The 16,477-nt window shown below is 68.6% G+C and carries 16 protein-coding genes; 6 read left to right on the top strand and 10 right to left on the bottom strand.

Annotation, left to right across the window (positions count from 1 at the left end; translation table 11 throughout):
• The first annotated feature begins 108 nt into the window (after window positions 1-108).
• Window positions 109-1,464: a DNA recombination protein RmuC gene (locus C3E99_RS14455; RefSeq protein WP_067186214.1), complete on the top strand. Its 1,356-nt coding sequence runs from the start codon at window positions 109-111 to the stop codon at window positions 1,462-1,464.
• Between the two features lie 121 nt (window positions 1,465-1,585).
• Here C3E99_RS14455 and C3E99_RS14450 read toward each other — a convergent pair whose 3' ends face one another.
• The 8 genes from C3E99_RS14450 to C3E99_RS14415 all read right to left on the bottom strand — a co-directional run bounded on the left by C3E99_RS14450 (window position 1,586) and on the right by C3E99_RS14415 (window position 8,473).
• Window positions 1,586-2,299 carry an META domain-containing protein gene (locus C3E99_RS14450; protein ID WP_067186212.1) on the bottom strand — a complete coding sequence of 238 codons (714 nt, stop codon included), beginning with the start codon at window positions 2,297-2,299 and terminating at the stop codon, window positions 1,586-1,588.
• A gap of 152 nt (window positions 2,300-2,451) precedes the next feature.
• The gene (locus C3E99_RS14445; protein WP_404950384.1) at window positions 2,452-3,267 is read right to left on the bottom strand and encodes a TrmH family RNA methyltransferase; all 816 of its coding nucleotides are present in this window, start codon (window positions 3,265-3,267) and stop codon (window positions 2,452-2,454) included.
• Window positions 3,268-3,487: 220 nt separating this feature from the next.
• Entirely contained in the window at window positions 3,488-3,766 is a 279-nt protein-coding gene (locus tag C3E99_RS14440) for an HPr family phosphocarrier protein (RefSeq protein WP_067108681.1), read from the bottom strand.
• Window positions 3,763-4,167: a PTS sugar transporter subunit IIA gene (locus tag C3E99_RS14435; protein WP_067187185.1), complete on the bottom strand. Its 405-nt coding sequence runs from the start codon at window positions 4,165-4,167 to the stop codon at window positions 3,763-3,765. The genes C3E99_RS14440 and C3E99_RS14435 overlap by 4 nt, the downstream gene beginning before the upstream one ends.
• Before the next feature lie 38 nt (window positions 4,168-4,205).
• Window positions 4,206-5,144 (bottom strand): RNase adapter RapZ, encoded by a 939-nt coding sequence (gene rapZ / locus C3E99_RS14430; RefSeq protein WP_067186209.1) that lies wholly within the window; start codon window positions 5,142-5,144, stop codon window positions 4,206-4,208.
• On the bottom strand, window positions 5,141-5,587 hold the full coding sequence (locus tag C3E99_RS14425; protein WP_067186207.1) for an HPr kinase/phosphorylase: 447 nt from the start codon (window positions 5,585-5,587) through the stop codon (window positions 5,141-5,143). Before C3E99_RS14425 ends, rapZ begins: the two co-directional genes overlap by 4 nt.
• 557 nt (window positions 5,588-6,144) lie before the next feature.
• Window positions 6,145-7,758: a sensor histidine kinase gene (locus C3E99_RS14420; RefSeq protein WP_067112302.1), complete on the bottom strand. Its 1,614-nt coding sequence runs from the start codon at window positions 7,756-7,758 to the stop codon at window positions 6,145-6,147.
• A 4-nt stretch (window positions 7,759-7,762) separates the two neighbouring features.
• Window positions 7,763-8,473: a response regulator transcription factor gene (locus C3E99_RS14415; RefSeq protein ID WP_067112304.1), complete on the bottom strand. Its 711-nt coding sequence runs from the start codon at window positions 8,471-8,473 to the stop codon at window positions 7,763-7,765.
• 250 nt (window positions 8,474-8,723) lie between these two features.
• Between C3E99_RS14415 and C3E99_RS14410 the strand changes: the two genes are divergently transcribed.
• Window positions 8,724-10,325, top strand: a complete 1,602-nt coding sequence (locus C3E99_RS14410; RefSeq protein WP_067186205.1) for a phosphoenolpyruvate carboxykinase — start codon at window positions 8,724-8,726, stop codon at window positions 10,323-10,325.
• Between the two features lie 7 nt (window positions 10,326-10,332).
• On the opposite strand, the gene C3E99_RS14405 is transcribed toward C3E99_RS14410, so the two are convergent.
• Together C3E99_RS14405 and C3E99_RS14400 are read right to left on the bottom strand one after the other, a co-directional pair.
• The gene (locus tag C3E99_RS14405; RefSeq protein WP_324787680.1) at window positions 10,333-10,818 is read right to left on the bottom strand and encodes a hypothetical protein; all 486 of its coding nucleotides are present in this window, start codon (window positions 10,816-10,818) and stop codon (window positions 10,333-10,335) included.
• Entirely contained in the window at window positions 10,815-11,261 is a 447-nt protein-coding gene (locus C3E99_RS14400) for a hypothetical protein (RefSeq protein WP_076077104.1), read from the bottom strand. Before C3E99_RS14400 ends, C3E99_RS14405 begins: the two co-directional genes overlap by 4 nt.
• Before the next feature lie 187 nt (window positions 11,262-11,448).
• Between C3E99_RS14400 and C3E99_RS14395 the strand changes: the two genes are divergently transcribed.
• From C3E99_RS14395 to C3E99_RS14380, 4 genes are all read left to right on the top strand, one after another.
• Window positions 11,449-12,150: a Crp/Fnr family transcriptional regulator gene (locus tag C3E99_RS14395; protein WP_207797322.1), complete on the top strand. Its 702-nt coding sequence runs from the start codon at window positions 11,449-11,451 to the stop codon at window positions 12,148-12,150.
• A 350-nt stretch (window positions 12,151-12,500) separates the two neighbouring features.
• Window positions 12,501-12,854: a hypothetical protein gene (locus C3E99_RS14390; RefSeq protein WP_067186200.1), complete on the top strand. Its 354-nt coding sequence runs from the start codon at window positions 12,501-12,503 to the stop codon at window positions 12,852-12,854.
• Between the two features lie 32 nt (window positions 12,855-12,886).
• Entirely contained in the window at window positions 12,887-15,136 is a 2,250-nt protein-coding gene (locus tag C3E99_RS14385; protein WP_067186199.1) for a nitric-oxide reductase large subunit, read from the top strand.
• Window positions 15,133-16,338 (top strand): NnrS family protein, encoded by a 1,206-nt coding sequence (locus C3E99_RS14380; protein ID WP_082737361.1) that lies wholly within the window; start codon window positions 15,133-15,135, stop codon window positions 16,336-16,338. The genes C3E99_RS14385 and C3E99_RS14380 overlap by 4 nt, the downstream gene beginning before the upstream one ends.
• Window positions 16,339-16,477: the final 139 nt, after the last annotated feature.

Genomic DNA, 16,477 nt, shown 5'->3' with positions numbered 1-16,477 from the left:
GGTGGAGGCCTGTCGGGCGGTGCTGCCGTTCGGGCCGATGCGTTGATCGGAGCCGGCTGCCGCCGAAACCTCTGGCCAAAGGCGCAGCGTTCATTCTATGTTCCGTGCATGGATATGCTCTCGCTGATCGCCGCTCTTGTCGCGCTCGTCCTAGGCGCTCTGATCGGCTGGTTGTTTGCCGGGCGGCAGGCGGGGGCGCTGCGGGCCGAGCGTGACGGGTTGGCCGAGCGGTTCAAGATCGCCGTGACCGACCTTGCCGCAGAGGCCGACGCGCGCAAGGCCGCCGACCTGCAATTGTCGGCGCTGCTCGCCGAGCAGAAGGCGCGCGATGCCGCGCATGACGCGCAGATCGCCCAGCTTCGCGAGGCGCAGGCGGCACTTACCGCGCAGTTCCGCGAGGTTGGGCAGGCGATGCTCGGCGAGGCGCAGAAGGCGTTCCTCGAACGCGCCGAGGCGCGCTTCCGGCAGAGCGAGGAAAGCGCGGGGCAGAATCTGAAGGCGCTGCTGTCGCCCGTCCACGAGCGGCTCGAAAAATATGAGCGGGCGGTGACGAAGGTCGAGGCCGACCGGCAGAGCGCCTTCGGCATCCTGCAGGGGCAGATCGAATCGATGCGCGCGCAGAACGAGCGCGTGTCGAGCGAGGCGGCGAAGCTGGTCAACGCGCTGCGCAACGCGCCCAAGGCGCGCGGCCGCTGGGGCGAGCAGCAGCTTCGCAATGTCCTCGAAAGCTGCGGTCTTTCCGAACATGCCGATTTCCAGACCGAGGTCAGCGTCGCCGACGGCGAGGGCGGGCGGCTGCGCCCCGACGTGGTGGTGCGGGTGCCGGGCGGGCAGAATCTGGTCATCGACGCCAAGGTGTCGCTCAACGCCTATCAGGACGCGTTCGGCGCGGTCGATGAGGGGGAAAAGACGGCGCATCTGGCGGCGCACGCCGCGGCGATGAAGGCGCATGTCAACGCGCTCGGCGCCAAGGCCTATTGGAACCAGTTCGACGACACGCCCGACTATGTCGTGATGTTCGTCCCCGGCGAGCATTTCCTCGCCGCCGCGCTCGACCAGGATACGGGGCTGTGGGACTATGCGTTCGAGCGCAAGGTGCTGCTCGCGACCCCGACCAACCTGATCGCGATCGCGCGCACCGTCGCCGCGGTGTGGCGGCAGGAAAAGCTCGCGGGACAGGCGCGCGAGATCGCGGCGCTCGGCAAGGAACTGTACGCGCGCATGGCGACGATGGGCGGGCATATCGCGCGGGTCGGCAAGAATCTCGACCAGGCGACGGGCGCCTACAACGCCTTCGTCGGCAGCTTCGAATCGCAGGTGCTGACGCAGGCGAAGCGTTTCGAGGCGCTCGATATCGAGACCGGCGGCAAGGAAATCCCGACGCTGCCGGTCGCCGAACAGGCCGCGCGCCCGCTCGCCAAGCTGGCGGCAGCGCCGAACGCGGTGAACGACGCGGGCGAATGAGTCGCCATTGCTGCGTAGGCGGCATGTCGGCTTGGAGGCGCATGCCCGACCGGCATCGCTCCCCCGATCCCCGATCCCCGCTCGCCAACGGGGCGATGGTTCGGATTTTACGCCCGCGGTTCTATATCGCCCGCTTGAGCACGGCCGTCTTGCCGTCCCTGCCGGTCAGCACCATCGTGCCGTCCGCCGGGAAATCGACGCGCACCGGCGCCTCCATCAGGGCGAAGAAGCCGCGTTCCTGTTCCATCGCGGGGCCGGGGCAGGCCATCAGCGTTGCCGCGAGTCGCCCCGCGGTCAGCATTCCGTCCTTGACCGAATAGCTGCCGCCGAAGCGGTTGCAGCCGGCGCTGCCGCTCATCCGGTCACCGTCGAATTGCAGCTCGGCCGGCCGGTCGCCGGCGATCGCGACGCCGCCGATCGACACGAAGGTCCAGTGGGTGCCGGCCAGTTCGCCCGGCGGCAGGATCGCGCCGCCGCAGCCCTTCACCGTCTTGCCGTCGGCGGTCACCGTCACCGTGTCGCGATAGCGCCGGTCGCTCATCCCGTCGCTGCACGCGGCGTGGGCGACGTCGACCGTCAGGCGTGGCGTGACATAGCGTTCGCCGCCCGACGACGCGCGCGCGCCGGGGTTCGGCACGACGATATTCGTATCGCCGTAATCGCCGGCATAGTTCAGCCTTTCGGGGGTGATCTCCAGCGTCCAGCCGGGCTCGGTGCCGACCGCCATATAGGCGCCGGCGGGCGGCGGCGCATCGCCGGGCGCCTGCGGCGTCCCGGTGGACGCGCAGGCGGAGAGGGCGAGGGAAAGGGCGAGCAGGGGCAGCGTTTTCGTCATGGTCGTCTCCAGGAACGCGTTCGTGTCGGGTGGAGCCGGGATAGTCCGCGTCCTGTTCGGCACGCGCCCCGGTTCCGCTCGACTCGAACGGAAAGGCGGGCGTCTAGTTGCATGGGACTGGCGCTTTTCTGAACGATCCGGCCAAGCGCCGTTCATCTTCGCCGCTGGTTCAGCACCTCATAGGCCATCACCGCCGCGGCGACCGCGGCGTTCAGGCTGTCGGCCTTGCCCAGCATCGGCATCTTCACGCGCACGTCGGCGGCGGCGGCATAGGCGGGCGGTAGCCCCTGCGATTCGTTGCCGATCAGCAGGAAGGTCGGCGCGGCATAGCGCACCGCCTGATAATCCTTGCTGTCGTCGCCCAGCCAGGTCGCGACCAGCTCGCCGCGGCCGGCGCGCAGCCAGGGCAGGAATTCGTCCCAGCGCGCCTGCACCAGCCGCTGGGTGAAGATCGCCCCCATGCTCGCGCGCACCGCTTCCACCGACCAGGGATCGGTGCTGTCGTCGAGCAGGATCAGCCCGCCCGCCCCGACCGCATCGCCGGTGCGCAGCATCGTGCCGAGGTTGCCGGGGTCGCGCAGCCGCTCGGCGACCAGCCAGATCGGCGCGGCGTCGCGGTCGATGTCGGCCAGTGCGGTCTGCGGCTCGGCATAGATGCCGACGACGGTCTGCGGATTGTCCTTGCCGGAGAGTTTGGAAAGGATCGCGGGCGTCGTGTCGATCACCTCGCCGCCCGCCGCCAGCGTCGCCTCGACCAGCGCCTTCGCCAGCGGATGCCCGGCGGCGCCTTCGTCGGCGAGGAACAGCCACTGCGGCAGCACCCCCGCCTCGCGCGCCTCGGTCGCGATCCGCAGCCCTTCGGCGAGGAAGAGGCCTTCGGCGCGGCGGTGCCGTTTCTCGCGCAGCAGCCGCATCCGCTTGACCAGCGGGTTGGAGAGACTTTCGATGCGGGAACGGCGAGTGGTCAACGATGGACGTCCCTTAGAGCGTGATAATGTTTGGATAAACCATGTCGTGTCCCCGCGTAGGCGGGGACCCAGAGTGATGTGGCACCGACCTTGACTCTCCCCGCTTCTGGACTCCCGCCTGCGCGGGAGCACTCGGCTTTGCAAGCTAAGATAATCATGCCTCAGGGCACGCAAACTTTTATATTCGCTCGACACGAACGGGAATGCGGAATGGCGCCCGTCAATCCTCGCCGAAGCTGTCCTTGACGAGGCCGACCAGCTTGAGCAGCGCGGTGTCGGCGCCATCGCCGCTAGTGTGGATGGTGATGCTGTCGCCTTTCGCCGCGCCGAGCATCATCAGCCCCATGATCGATGTGCCGTTGACGCGCGATCCGCCTTTTTCGACCTCGACCGTCACGGTTTCGGGCAGGCGGCTGACGAAGGTGACGAACTTGGCGCTGGCGCGCGCGTGGAGCCCGCGCTGGTTGGTGATCTCGACGGTCTCCGACGCTTCGCTCATGGCCCCACTCCCAGCATTTCCGACGCGACGGAGATATATTTCTGGCCGGCTTCCTTCGCCGCGATCACCGCGGCGCGCAGGTCCATCGCCTTGCGCGCGCTTTCGAGCCGGATCAGCATCGGCAGGTTGACCCCCGCGATCACCTCGGTCCGCCCCTGTTCGAGCAGGCTGATCGCGAGGTTCGACGGCGTGCCCCCGAACAGGTCGGTCAGCATGATGACGCCGCGTCCCTCGTCGACCTTGCGGATCGCCTCGGCGATTTCCTTGCGCCGCATTTCCATATTGTCGTTGGGGCCGATGCACACGGTCGCGATCGCGCGCTGCGGGCCGACGACATGCTCCATCGCCGTCACCATTTCCTCGGCGAGCCGGCCATGCGTGACGAGGACCATACCAAGCAGCGGCAGCGCTTTATCGGTGGGCATGAAATCGACGACCCTTATGCTTGTCCGCCGGATGCGGGAGATGCGGGCGGGGGCTTGCCCTCAAGCCCATCTTGCGGGGCGGAGTCAAGGTTGCGGTGGGTGACGGTCGGAAGGTGGCCCGCGGCCTGCAGCGTCCCGGCGACGCGTTCGGCGACATGGACCGACCGGTGGCGCCCGCCGGTGCAGCCGAAGGCGATGGTGACATAGCTCTTCCCCTCGGCGCGGTAGCGCGGCAGCAGCGTCAGCAGCAGCGTCTCGATCTGCGACACCGTCGCCTCATAGGCGGGGTCGGCGGCGACATAGGCGGCGACCGCGGGGTCGAGCCCGGTGCCGGGGCGCAGCGCCGGGTCCCAGTGCGGATTGCGCAGATAGCGCATATCGAAGACGAGATCGGCGTTGCGCGGCAGGCCGCGCGCGAAGCCGAAGCTCAATATGTTGAGCGCCGGTTCGTTGTCGCCGTCGTCACCGAACCGGTGGCGGATCTCTTCCTGCAGGTCGTTGCTCGAATAATTGGTCGTGTCGACGACATGCTCGGCCCAGCGACGCAGCGATTCCATCATCTCGCGCTCGCGCGCGATGCCGTCGGCGGCGGGGCGATCCTCGGCGAGCGGATGGCGGCGGCGCGTCTCGGAAAAGCGGCGTTCAAGTTCGGCGCCCGCGCAGTCGAGGAACAGCGTCTGGATGTCGCGCCCGCCCGCGGCGCGCAGGTCCTTGATATGACGGACGAGCAGCGAGGGGCGGAAGCCGCGGCTGCGGCTGTCGATGCCGACCGCGAGCGGCCGGTGCGCCTCGCTGCGCTTGACCGGCGCATCGATCAGCGGTTCGAGCAGCGACAGCGGCAGATTGTCGACCACCTCCCAACCGAGGTCCTCGAGCACCTTGAGCGCGGTCGACTTGCCGGCGCCCGCGAGGCCGGTGACGAGCAGCAGGCGCGGTTCGGCCGGGGCGGTCATGCCGGGGTCGCCAGGCGGTCGAGCGCGAGCATGACCTTGATCGGTGCCGACGCCTCGAAGGCCGAAAGCCGCAGGGCGGGCAGCGGATGGCCCGCGACCGTCTCGACCTCGCCCGGGTTGGGCATGCGGTCGTAGCGGTCGGCCAGCCGTACCGCGAGCGCGAGCGGCACCGGCGCGGCGAAGGGCTGTTCGACGATGCCGATCCCGCGCACCTCCAGCTTGCCCTCCAGCGCCTCGGGCGGCCGGCACCACAGCGCGCCGTCCTGGCGCCAGACGTCGCAGCGATCGTCGGCGACCAGCCGCGCGCCCCGGTCGATCAGCCGTAGCGCGAGGTCGGACTTGCCCAGCCCGGACGGGCCGAGCAGCAGGATGCCGCGGCGCCCGGCGGCGACGCAGCTCGCATGGATGTTGACGATCTCTGGCACGGTCCGGCTCGAAAGCATCGCCTAGGCTTAGCTGCGGCGGGGTAGGGTAGCAAGGGCGGCAAACCGGCGGGTAGCGGGTTTGCGCCAACTCTGGATTGCCGCGTCGCTTCGCTCCCCGCAATGACGATTCCAACGCATGGCATCAGGCTTTATGGTCCTTGGGGATTCGGCGTTCGGCGCACCGCCTCATCCGTTCGTCATGCTGAACTCGTTTCAGCATCCATGACCGGACGTTGCCCTTTGCGCCGCCTTTCAGGCGAGGGCAGACCATGGACCACCGGATCGGGTCCGGGGCAGGCTCTGAAACAAGTTGGCACATATGTCCTTCAGGCAAGTCAGGCGCCGTTCCCCGGCGAAAGCCGGGGTCCAGATGGCACAGCGCTGCCTCGCATGGACCCCGGCTTTCGCCGGGGAACAGTGACTTGTCGAAAAGGGATCATTGCCAGACAAGTTCAGCGTGACGGAAGGGAAAAACCGTGCCGAAACCCGAATCCCCACAGATTATAACGAACAAGTTCGCAGGCCTCGCTGCCCCTCCCGCTTGCGGGAGGGAAGATTGGTGAATGCCGCCGGACTCAGGCGACCGTTTCGTTTCCGTCGCCGGCCGGCAGGGTGATCAGCAGGCTCGCGCCGCGCCGGCCGTCCTCGCGGTCTCGCGCGGCGATGGTGCCGCTGTGACCCTCGATGATCGTGCGCGCGATGGCGAGACCCAGCCCGCTGTGGCGGCCGAAGGCCTCGCCATCGGGGCGCTCGCTGTGAAAGCGGCGGAAGATCGCCTCGCGCTGCGCCGGATCGATGCCGGGACCGTCGTCGTCGACGCGCACATGCACCTCGTCGCCCAGCCGCGTCGCGGCGATGCAGACGAGACCGTCCGGCGGCGAGAAGCTGATCGCATTGTCGATGACATTGTCGATCGCGCGTTCGATCCGGTGTCCGTCGCCCATCACCATCGTCGTGCCGCGGCGTGGGCGCGCGAAGGCGATGCGCGGCCCGTTCGCCTTCTGTCCGTCCGCCCCCTGCTCGGCGCGCGCGGCGCGGCCCGCGAGCATCGATTCGATCATCAGCCCGATGTCGATCGGCTCGAAATGGGTGCGCGAAAGCTGCGCGTCGATGCGGCTCGCGTCGCTGATGTCGGTGACGAGCCGGTCGAGTCGGCGCACATCCTCGTCGGCGATGGCGAGCAGCTGCGCGCGCTGTTCGTCGGTCCGGACGCGGCCCAGCCCCTCGATCGCCGAGCGGACCGAGGCGATCGGATTCTTGAGCTCGTGCGTTACGTCGGCGGCGAAATGCTCGCCCGCGTCGATGCGTTCGCGCAGCGCCTGCGTCATGTCGCTCAGCGCGCGGGCAAGGGTGCCGATCTCGTCGCGGCGGCTCGGCAGGCGGGGGACGACGACCTCGCGCGCGCGGCCGAGGCGGACGCGCACCGCCGCGCGCGCCAGCCTGCGCAGCGGGCGGACGATCGTGCGCGCCAGGAACAGCGACAGCAGCACCGATGCGACCAGCACCATCGCCATCACCACCGCGAGGCGGAAGCGTTCGGCGCGCACGGTGCGCGTGATGTCGCGCGCGTTGAGCGTCATCAGCATCACCTCGGGCGTTTCGAGGTCGACGACGCGCGTCGCGCTGAGCAGCGGCGTGCGTTCGGGCGCATAGCGGAACCGCGTCGCTTCCACTCCGCTGCGCAGCGCTTCCACCACCTCGGGCCACGCAGCGGCGCGATCGTCCAGCGGCTCCTCGAAATCGGGATAGGTCGGCGCGCCGACGATCCAGTCGATGCCGCGGTCCATCGCGCGCGCGGCGTCGCGTTTCCACGGCTGCAGTTCGGGGTCGCGCAGCGTATAGGTCGGCGGGGCGTGCGCGAAGCTGTCGTCGACCTTGCGCCCCGCGGCATCGTAGAAGCGCAGCCGCGATTCGGTCGCACGGGTGAATTCGCCGATCAGCCGCTGGCGCTGGTCGGGGCGCGCCGCCTCGAGCGCGCTGTCGAGCATCGCGAGCTGGTCCTCCATCACCGCGATGCGCGTGTCGACCAGCCGGGTGCGATAGGTGTCGAGATAGAAGAAGCCGCCGGCAAGCAGCGCGACCGCCAGGATGTTGACCGCCAGGATGCGCGTCGTCAGCGACCAGCGCGCCGACCAGACGAGCGGCGCCTCTTCCTGCTCGGCTGCGGATGCCTCCTCCGACCTGCGCATCGCCCTAAGCATCGTCGGAGAAGCGGTAACCCGCGCCATAGAGGGTTTCGATCGCGTCGAATTCGGAATCGACCTCGCGGAACTTGCGGCGCAGGCGCTTGATGTGACTGTCGATCGTGCGGTCGTCGATATAGACATCGTCCTGATAGGCCGCGTCCATCAGCTGGTTGCGGCTGCGGACGATCCCGGGGCGGCTGGCGAGCGTTTCCAGGATCAGGAATTCGGTGACGGTCAGCGTCACGTCGCGCCCGTCCCAGCTCACCTTGTGACGCGCCGGGTCCATCGTCAGCCGCCCGCGCGAAATGGGTTCGGCGACCGGCTCGTCGTCGGCGCCGGCGCTGCTCCGGTTGAGTTCGACGCGGCGCAGGATCGCGCGGATGCGCGCGATCACCAGCCGCTGCGAAAAGGGCTTGGCGATATAATCGTCGGCGCCCATCGCCAGACCCAGCGCCTCGTCGATCTCGTCGTCCTTGCTGGTCAGGAAGATGACCGGAAGCTGGCTTTTCTCGCGCAGCCGGCGCAGCAGTTCGAGCCCGTCCATGCGCGGCATCTTGACGTCGAAGACGGCGAGGTCGGGGGGATTGTCGATCAGCGGCTTCAGCGCCGCCTCGCCGTCCGAATAGACGCGCGTCGCAAAGCCTTCGGCCTGGAGCGCGATCGACAGGGATTGCAGGATGTTGCGGTCGTCGTCGACCAGCGCGATGGTTGCCGTCATGCTCTTTCCAATGGCTGGGCGCCCCGCAGGCGAACTAGCCGATCCGGCGGCCATCGACAACCGCGCACGGCCCGGCCGCGATTCACCCTTTAATCTTTTGACCTGCCCCGTCATCCTCGCTAACGCGACTGGATATCTACGGAATCGGCGTCACGTCGGCACCCATGACGCATGCGGGCCAGCCCTTCTGCTCGGCAGGCCGCGCATCGCGAACCAGGCGGGCCGCAGCGCCAGGGAAAGGCGAAGATAGATGACCAGGATTGCGATCGGCGATGCGACCGTCGAAACGAAAGCGGACGTCGCCGACAATTGGGGCACGGCCCGGCTCGTCGAGGATGCCGTCCGCCATGGCGAAGGCCTGCTGGCCAAGGACGGCCCGCTCGTCGTCGCCACCGGCAAGCACACCGGGCGCAGCGCCAAGGACAAGTTCATCGTCCAGGACGACGAAACCCGCGACACCATCTGGTGGGGCAAGACCAACGTCGCGATGACGCCCGATCATTTCGCGGCGCTGAAGGCCGATTTCCTCGCGCATCTCGCCGCGTCCGGCCGCCTCTATCGCCAGCAGCTGTTCGGCGGCTCGCAGCCCGAATATCGCGTCGGCGTGCAGGTGCTCACCGAATATGCGTGGCACAGCCAGTTCATCCGCACCCTGCTTTGCCGCCCGACCGCCGACGAGCTGGCGGCGTTCCAGACCGACTATACCGTCATCGACCTGCCCAGCTTCCGCGCCGACCCGGCGAAGCACGGGACGCGGAGCGAGACGGTGGTCGCGGTCAATTTCGCGGAGAAGCTCGTGCTGATCGGCGGCACCGCCTACGCCGGCGAGATGAAGAAGTCGGTGTTCGGCATCCTCAACTATCTGCTCCCCGCGCAGGGCGTGATGCCGATGCATTGTTCGGCGAACATCGGCCCCGACGGCGACACCGCGGTCTTCTTCGGCCTGTCGGGTACCGGCAAGACGACGCTGTCGGCCGATGCGTCGCGCACGCTGATCGGCGATGACGAGCATGGCTGGTCCGACACCGCGGTCTTCAATTTCGAGGGCGGCTGCTATGCCAAGATGATCCGCCTGTCCGAAGAGGCCGAACCCGAAATCTATGCGACGACGCGGCGCTTCGGCACCGTGCTCGAAAATGTCGTGATCGACCCCGAAACGCGCGCGCTCGACCTTGACGACAACAGCCTCGCGGAAAACACCCGCGGCGCCTATCCGATCGACTTCATCCCGAACGCGTCGGACGCGAACATGGGGCCGGTGCCGAAGACGGTGATCTTCCTCACCGCCGATGCCTTCGGCGTGCTGCCGCCGATCGCGCGGCTGACCCCCGACCAGGCGATGTATCATTTCCTGTCGGGTTACACCGCCAAGGTCGCCGGCACGGAGATCGGCGTGACCGAGCCCGAGGCAACCTTCTCGACCTGCTTCGGCGCCCCCTTCATGCCGCGCCACCCGAGCGTCTACGGCAATCTACTCAAGGACCGCATCGCGAAGGGCGGCGTCAGATGCTGGCTCGTCAACACCGGCTGGACCGGCGGCATGGCGACGATGGACGGCATCAAGCGCATGCCGATCAAGGCGACGCGCGCGCTGCTCAACGCCGCGCTCGACGGCAGCCTGAACGACGCCGAATTCCGCCGGGACCCGAACTTCGGTTTCGAATATCCGGTCGCGGTGGCGGGCGTCGACAGCGCGATCCTCGACCCGCGCGAAGCCTGGGTCGACAAGGCCGCCTATGACCGCACGGCGCAGTTGCTGGTGCAGCAGTTCATCGACAATTTCGCGCAGTTCGCGGACCATGTCGACGAAGGCGTCCGCCGGGCCGCCCCGCAGGCCGCCGTCGCCGCCTGACGCCGGATCAGAAGGGAAGCCATCCGTGGCTTCCCGCCACGGCCCCCAGGATCGTCGCCATCGCGAGCACCAGCAGCACCACGTGCACGCGGTGCAGCGCGGTGAAGGCGCGCTGCGGGTCGCGCCGTGCCCATGCCGGGAAATAGCGGTGCAGCACGAACGGCTCGCCGACGAACAGCAGCAGCGCGAACAGCGACCAGACGATCACCATCGCGTGCATCCACCAGAAGCGGGCCTCGGCGAAGCGGTCCCACAGATCGAGGCGCTCGATCATGTAGAAGCCGGTGAGCCCGACCAGCAGCACCGCCGCGCGCGCCTGCCATACGAAGCGGCTCTCGAAGGCGTGGAATGCCGCGACGCGGTCTTCGCCGAACGTGCCGCGCCGCACCGCGGGCAGCGCGACGGTGGTCGCCATCGACACGCCGCCGATCCAGACGACGACGCCCAGGACATGAAGCGCACGGGCGAGCGCGAGATCGTCGATGCCGGTCATCGCGCCACCTGCGCCGCCGCCGCGGGTGACAGCGCCCCGTTCCGCACCAGCACGACCTGAAGCAGCACGTCGCCGTCGCGGGCCGCGGCCCAATGCTCGCCGCCCTCCGCGGGGATGACGATCACGCTGCCCGGGCCGAAGCGGCGCTCGGCCGCCTCGTCGAGACTGGCCCCGTCGCCCCAGGACAGCGTGCCCGACAGCACGGTCAGCAGGCGCACCGGACCGGTCGCGCCGTGCGGCGGCAGAGTCTTTCCCTTGTCGATCCGCAGCAGGAAGCTGAGCGGCCGGCCGTCGGCGTCGGTCGCGAGTACCGCCTGCTGCGCGGTGCCGTGAACGACGGCATAGGCCAATCGGTCGAGATCGAGTCGCGTCGATTGCGCCGACGCGGACCCCGGTATCGCGATCGACGCGGCGGCGGCGAGAAGCGGAAGAAGACGGTGCATTGGCGGATCCTTTCCCGGTGTCGAACGATCGGCCGGCGCCATGCGTCGGCGCGGAGCATATGATTGCTGTTGCGAATGGATTGCATATAAGCGGTGTCGGCGGCGCCGGCTTTGTGCCAGCGCAAATCGCGGTCGCATCGGGCCGGCCGCCGCCGTGATGCATGAGAGAGTAAGGCAGAGGATGGACATGGAGCCCGCAGTGTCGCTCGACCGGATCGGCGCGCTCGAACTGTTCGCCTCGCTGCCGGCCGAGGCGCTCGAGCCGGTCCGCGCCGCGATGCGCACGGCGCGGGTGGAGAAGGATGCGGTCATCTTCCGGCAGGGCGATCCGGTGTCGCGCGCCTATGCGCTGGCGTCCGGCAGCGTCCGCATCGTGCAGGGCGGCGCCGACGGCGGGCAGGCGATCGTCCGCTTCATCGCGCCCGGCGAGATGTTCGGCACGGTACCGCTGTTCACCGATCACCGTTTTCCGGCCGATGCCGTCGCCGTTGAGCCATCGACGGTGCTGACATGGTCCGAGCCGCAGCTCCTCGATCTGATGACCCGCTATCCGGCGATCGCGATCAACCTGATCCGGGCGCTCGGCGAGCGCATGGCGCAGCTTCAGGAGCGCGTCCGCGAACTCACCACCTGGCGCGCCGAACAGCGCATCGCTCAGGCCGTCCTGCGGCTCGCTGCCCAGTCGGGGCGCGACGGCTTGCGCGGCACGACGATCGAGATACCGCTGCGCCGCAAGGACCTCGCCGAATTCGCGGGGACCACGCTGCATACCGCCAGCCGGACCGTCGCGGCCTGGGAAAAGGCGGGGCTTCTGGAAAGCCGCGGCCAGCGCCTGACCATCCACGACCTCGAAGCGATCCGCCGCTTGGCCGAGGGCGACGAGGATTAAGGCGTCCCGTCCAGACGACGCCGCGCTCCGGCGCCCGTTCCGGCTCGATCCCGCAAACCGCCGGACAGTTTGATCCAGCGCAAACCCATTGCCCCGAACTCTGCTATCGTCTCTCATAGTCGAATGCGCGTCCGGCGGTCCGGGTCGCGCGGATGGAGGATGGGCGATGCTCTGTCCCGAATGTGGTGAAGTAACCGGCCCCGGGCCGCTCGATGCCCGGCGCGGCGCACGCGAAGGCGCGCGCGGGGCAGGAGCGGTGCGGCGCTGGTGCGTCGCGGCGCTGCGGGGCGTCGGACGCGGCCTCTGCCTTGCGCGGCGCGGCGATTCGCCGTCCGCGGGGGAGGCCTGACATGGCGCTCCATCATTGCCGATCGGGCGAAGTGGCGCGCCTGGGCACGCTCGACGATCCGGCGACACGGACCGCGGCGCTCGCCAGGAATGCGTCGTTCGAGGCGGTCCATCTGGTCGTGCGGGCCGGCGAGTCGATCGCCCCGCATCAGGTCGCCGGGTCGATGACGCTTTACTGCATCGCGGGGCATGTGCGCTTCGAGGGCGGCTCGCCGGCCGAACTGCGTACCGGCGACTGGCTGTTCCTCGAACCCGGCGCGCGGCACGCGGTCGAGGCGGTGGCGGACAGCTCGCTGCTGCTGACGATCCTGTTCGACGAATCCGACAAACGTCAGGCGCCCGACGGGGCCGCCTGACGCACATGCTTTTCATATAGACGGGGGCTCTCGTGGGCGAATATCGCAAGCTTTGGTGGACGTTGATCGCGGTCCTGACGGTGACGTTCGCGATCCTGGGGATTTCCGGGGTAGAGGTCTATCGCAAGGCACCGCCGATTCCCGAACGGGTGACGACCGCCTCGGGCGAGGTGCTGATGACCCGCGACGACATCATGGCGGGGCAGGCCGCGTGGCAGAGCACCGGCGGAATGCAGCTCGGCTCGATCTGGGGGCATGGCGCCTATCAGGCGCCCGACTGGTCGGCCGACTGGTTGCACCGCGAACTGACCGCGTGGCTGAGCCTCGCGGCGCAGGAAAGCTATGGCAAGGCGTTCGACGCGCTCGACATCGCGCAGAAGGCGGCGCTGACCCATTGGCTGAAGGAGGAATATCGCCGCAACACGCTCGATCCGGCGACGGGCGTCGTCACCGTGTCGGACCTGCGCGCCCGCGCGATCGACCAGACCGCCGACCATTATGACCGGCTGTACGGAAACGACCCGGCGCTGCGCGAGATGCGCGACAATTACGCGATGAAGGAAGCGACGCTGCCCGACGCGGCGAAGCGTGCGGCGCTGACCGACTTCTTCTTCTGGACCGCCTGGGCCGCATCGACCGAGCGGCCGGGGACGGTCGCCACCTATACCAACAACTGGCCGCCCGAACCGCTGATCGGCAACCAGCCGACGCCGGAGAATATCCTCTGGTCGCTCGCCTGCGTCGTGATCCTGATCGCGGGCGTGGGCGCGCTGATCTGGGGCTGGGCCTTCCTGCGCCGCCACGACGACACGCCGCTCGTCGCCGCGGACAAAGACCCGCTGACGCTCGCGGCGCTTACCCCGTCGCAGCGCGCGCTCGGCAAATATCTATTCGTGGTGCTGGCGCTGTTCATCTTCCAGGTGTTCATCGGCGGCTTCACCGCGCACTACACGATCGAGGGGCAGAGCTTCTACGGCGTGGATGTGTCGCAGTGGTTCCCCTATGCGCTGACCCGGACCTGGCACGTGCAAAGCGCGGTGCTGTGGATCGCGACGGCCTTCCTCGCCGCCGGGCTGTTCCTCGCGCCGGTCATCCACGGCAGCGATCCCAAATATCAGAAGCTGGGGGTCGACCTGCTGTTCTGGGCGCTGATCCTCGTCGTCGTCGGGTCGTTCGTCGGCAATTACCTGTCGATCGCCCAGACGATGCCCGACGGGCTCGGTTTCTGGCTCGGGCATCAGGGCTATGAATTCCTCGACCTCGGCCGCGTCTGGCAACTCGCGCTGTTCGCGGGCCTGCTCTTCTGGCTGGTGCTGATGCTGCGCTGCATGCTGCCGGCGCTGCGCCGCCACGAAGGCGACAAGAGCCTGCTCGCGCTGCTCACCGTTTCGACGATCGCGATCGGCCTCTTCTATGGGACCGGCCTCTTCTATGGCGAGCGCACCCACATCACGATCATGGAATATTGGCGCTGGTGGGTCGTTCACCTGTGGGTGGAGGGCATTTTCGAAGTGTTCGCCACCGCCGCCATCGCTTTCATCTTCGCGTCGATGGGACTGGTGTCGAAACGGATCGCGACCGCCGCCAGCCTCGCCTCCGCCTCGCTGTTCATGGTCGGCGGCGTGCCGGGCACCTTCCACCACCTCTATTTCTCGGGAACGACGACTCCCGTCATGGCGGTCGGCGCGGCGTTCAGCGCGCTCGAGGTCGTGCCGCTGATCGTGCTCGGTTACGAGGCGTGGGAACATTGGAGCCTGCGCGACCGCGCGCCGTGGATGCGCGCGCTGCGCTGGCCGCTGATGTGCTTCGTCGCGGTCGCCTTCTGGAACATGCTCGGCGCCGGGGTGTTCGGCTTCATGATCAACACGCCGGTCGCGCTCTTCTATCTCCAGGGGCTCAACACCACCGCGGTTCACGCCCATGCGGCGCTGTTCGGGGTCTACGGCTTCCTCGCCCTCGGCTTCACGCTGCTGGTGCTGCGCTACATCCGGCCGGAGATCGCGTTCAACGAGCGGCTGATGCGCGTCGGTTTCTGGGGGCTCAACGCAGGGCTGGTGCTGATGATCTTCACCAGCCTGCTGCCGGTCGGCCTGTTCCAGTTCGAGGCGAGCGTGACCACCGGCATGTGGTACGCGCGCAGCGATGAATTCCTGCAGCAGGGCTTCCTCGAAACGCTGCGCTGGATCCGCACCTTCGGCGACGTGGTGTTCATCGTCGGCGCGATCGCCGTCGCGTGGCAGGTCGTGATCCTCGGCCTGGCGCGCCGGGGCGCGCGGGCATGACGATCGCGGCGGCCACTGGCGGGGCGCGGAGCGGCGCAGGCTCGCCGCTCTGGCTGCGTGGCGCCTACCGCCTGTTCTTCGGGGCGGGCGCGCTGTGGGCGGTCATCGTCGTCACCCTGTGGGTCGGCGCGCTGGGCGGCCGCTGGGTCTTGCCCACCGCGATGGAACCGCTCGCCTGGCATCAGCATGAAATGCTGTTCGGCTATCTGAGCGCGATCATCGCCGGTTTCCTCAGCGCCGCCATCCCCAACTGGACCGGGCGGCCGACGGTGACCGGATGGCGCGTCGCCGCGGTCGTCGGCCTGTGGCTCGCGGCGCGGCTCGCGATCCTCTTTTCCGCGACGGTGCCGCCACTGGTCGGCGTCGCGCTCGACGTCGGCTTCCTGGCCGTTCTGCTCGCCTATGCGACGCGGGAAATCGTCGCGTCGGGCAACCGCAACAAGCCGATCCTGCTCATCCTGCTCCTGTTCGCCGCCGCTTCCGCGCTCGATCATGCCGGGGCGATGGGGATGCTCGCCGATCCGGCGCTGGGGATGCGGACCGGCTTCGCGCTGATCCTGCTGCTGATCTCGATCATCGGCGGCCGGATCACCCCGGCCTTCACCCGCAACTGGCTGATGCGGCAGGGCCGGACCGATCGGCTGCCGACAATGGCCAACCGCTTCGACACGGCGGTGATCGGGGCAACGGCGCTTGCGCTCGCGCTGTGGAGCACCCGACCCGACAGCATCGTTTCCGCAGCCCTTCTGCTGGTCGCAGGAGCCCTTCAGGCCGCCCGGCTCTCCCGCTGGGCCGGCCTGAAGGCGCGGGACGACGCGCTGGTCTTCGTCCTTCACCTGTCCTACGCTTGGCTGCCGCTCGGGCTGGTGCTGCTCGGCTGCGCGATCATCCACCCGTTCATCCCGGTATCCAGCGCGATCCACGCGCTCGGCGCCGGCGCGATGGCGGCGATGACGCTGGCGGTGATGACGCGCGCGACGCGCGGCCACACCGGCCGGCCGCTGGAGGCCGACCGGCTCACCGTCGGCATCTATATTCTCGTTCATCTGGGGGCGCTGCTGCGCGTGGCGGCGCCGTTGCTGCCGATCGATTACATGCTCGCGATCCGCATCGCGGGCGGGTTGTGGAGCGCGGCCTTCCTGCTGTTCGTCCTCGCCTATGTGCCGATGGCGGTGCGCCCGCCCCCGGGCGCCCGGCGCTGATCCGGCGGCCCGCGCCGCCGCTTTCATAACCTGGATCAGGAAACCGGACGCGTCCGCGGCTGGCGGCGCGCAACCTGTCGACCGGCCGGGCGTTGCCATGACGGGACCGCCGTCCGACGAATGCGGAAGGACGGCGGCT

Source organism: Sphingopyxis sp. MG (assembly GCF_002953155.1).
Classification (GTDB): Bacteria; Pseudomonadota; Alphaproteobacteria; order Sphingomonadales; family Sphingomonadaceae; genus Sphingopyxis; species Sphingopyxis granuli.
Note: the sequence above shows the minus strand (reverse complement) of the source record. Positions and strands in the feature narration are given on the sequence as shown.